Origin of the sequence: Streptomyces sp., assembly GCF_036566765.1 — a bacterium.
In the GTDB taxonomy this organism is placed as follows: domain Bacteria; phylum Actinomycetota; class Actinomycetes; order Streptomycetales; family Streptomycetaceae; genus Streptomyces.
Genome location: NZ_DATCVQ010000284.1, coordinates 1 through 2,013, shown reverse-complemented (window position 1 = coordinate 2,013; position 2,013 = coordinate 1). Strand labels below are relative to the sequence as shown.

Sequence of the window (2,013 nt, the reverse complement as noted above, 5' to 3'; positions counted from 1 at the left end):
GGTGATCGGCAGGGTGACGTCGTGCTTGAGGGTCGCGCCCTCGCTCTTCTGCGCCTCCGAGACGCCTTCTCTCAGCGCCCACAGCGACTCGCGCTGAGTGGGGCTGCCGGCGACCACGGCGTCGAGGAGCAGCCCCTGCTCGGCGGCGGCCGCGAGGGCCTCCTCGAGCCGCTCGTCCACGTCGGCGGAGGTGCCGGCGAGCTCGACGAGGCCGTACCACTCGTGCCGGTCCGTGAACGGGTCGCGTACGCCCGGCAGGTGGGCGAGGACGAGGTCGACGGCCTGGCGTCCGAGCAGCTCCCAGGTGGTCAGCTGCCCGCCGCCGTGCTCGCGGAGCAGGGGGAGGAGCGAGGTGGCCGCCTCCACCGACTCGAGCGCCACGAACGCCGTCGCCCGGCGCGGGGTCGCCGGCAGCAGCCGCAGCACCGCCGCGGTGACGACGCCGAGAGTGCCCTCGGAGCCGATGAACAGCTGCTTGAGGTCGTAGCCGGTGTTGTCCTTGCGCAGCGGCCGCAGCCCGTCCCAGACCCGGCCGTCGGGGAGCACGACCTCGAGGCCGAGCACCAGCTCGCGCATCATCCCGTAGCGCAGCACCGCGGTGCCGCCGGCGTTGGTCGCGATCGTGCCGCCGATGGTGCACGATCCCTCCGAGCCGAGGGAGAGCGGGAAGAGCCGCCCGGCGGCCGCGGCGGCCTCTTGGACGGTCGCCAGCGGGGTGCCGGCCTCGACGGTGAGGGTGTCGGCGACCGGGTCCACCTCCCGGACGCGGCGCATCCGGCCGAGCGAGAGCACCACCTGGTCGCCGCCGGAGTCAGGTACGCCGCCACCGACGAGGCCGGTGTTGCCGCCCTGCGGGACGACCCCGACGCCCGCCGCCGCGCACAGCCGGACCGCTGTCGCGACCTGCTCGGTCGAGGCCGGGCGCACCACCGCGAGGGCGGTGCCGGTGAAGCTGCCGGTCCAGTCGGTGACGTACGCCGCCATGTCGGCCGGATCGGTCAGCACGGCGCTCTCGCCGAGGGCGGTGCGCAGGTCGTGAACGAGGTTCATGCCGACCTCAGCCGGACGTGCTCGGGGCCGATCGAGGCGATGTCGGGAGTGCCGAGCAGGCACATCGCCCGCCGCAGCTCCTCGACCAGCAGCGACAGGGTGGCATCGACGCCCTGCTGCCCGGCGACCATCAGGCCGTAGAGGTAGGGCCGGCCGATCACCACGCCGCGGGCGCCGAGACCGAGCGCCGCCGCGATGTCGCCGCCGGAGCGGACGCCGGAGTCGACGTACACCTCGGTCCGGTCGCCGACCGCGTCGACCACCGCCGGCAGCAGCTCCAGCGGCACCGGCGCGCGGTCGAGCTGGCGGCCGCCGTGGTTGGAGAGCACCAGCGCGTCGGCGCCGGCGTCGACGGCGGCCACCGCGTCGGCGACCGAGAGCACGCCCTTGACCACCACCGGGCCGTCCCAGTGCTCCTTGAGCCAGCCGATGTCCGAGGGCCGGATCGCCTGCTCACGCAGCTCGTTGGACATGCCCCAGCGGCCGTGGTGCGACCCCTCGGGGAAGGTCGCGAACCGCAGCGGCTCGGTGGTCAGGATGTTGGCGACCCAGCCGGGATGGCGGGCCATGTCCGCGAACGTACGCAGGCTCAGCTGGGGCGGGATCGCGAACCCGTTGAGCTTGTCCTTGCGCTTCATGCCCGTCACGGTCGTGTCGATGGTCAGCATCAGCGCCTCGTAGCCCTGCGCGGCCGCCTCGGTGATGTGGTCCAGGGTCACCGCCCGGTCCTTCATCAGATAGACCTGGAACCAGTTGCGCCCGCGCGGCGCCGCGTCGGCGACGTCGGTGATCGAGGTCGTCGCGTACGTCGAGAGCGTGTACGGCAGCCCGGCCGCGGCCGCCGCCGCGGCGACCGCCCGCTCCCCGGTGTGGTGGCTGAGCCGGGTGTAGCCCGTCGGGGCCAGCACGATGGGTGCCGCCGCGGGCCGCCCGAGGATCGAGGTACGCACCTCCGGCTCGCCC

The 2,013-nt window shown here is 74.2% G+C and carries 2 protein-coding genes; both read right to left on the bottom strand.

The annotated features are described in order from the left end of the window. A partial coding sequence (locus VIU94_RS16040) for an FAD-binding oxidoreductase (protein ID WP_331911996.1) occupies positions 1–1,050 on the bottom strand: 1,050 nt, incomplete at its 3' end. Continuing rightward, positions 1,047–2,013 (bottom strand): alpha-hydroxy acid oxidase (locus VIU94_RS16035; RefSeq protein ID WP_331911994.1); only part of this gene is annotated, 967 nt, incomplete at its 5' end. The genes VIU94_RS16040 and VIU94_RS16035, both read right to left, overlap by 4 nt.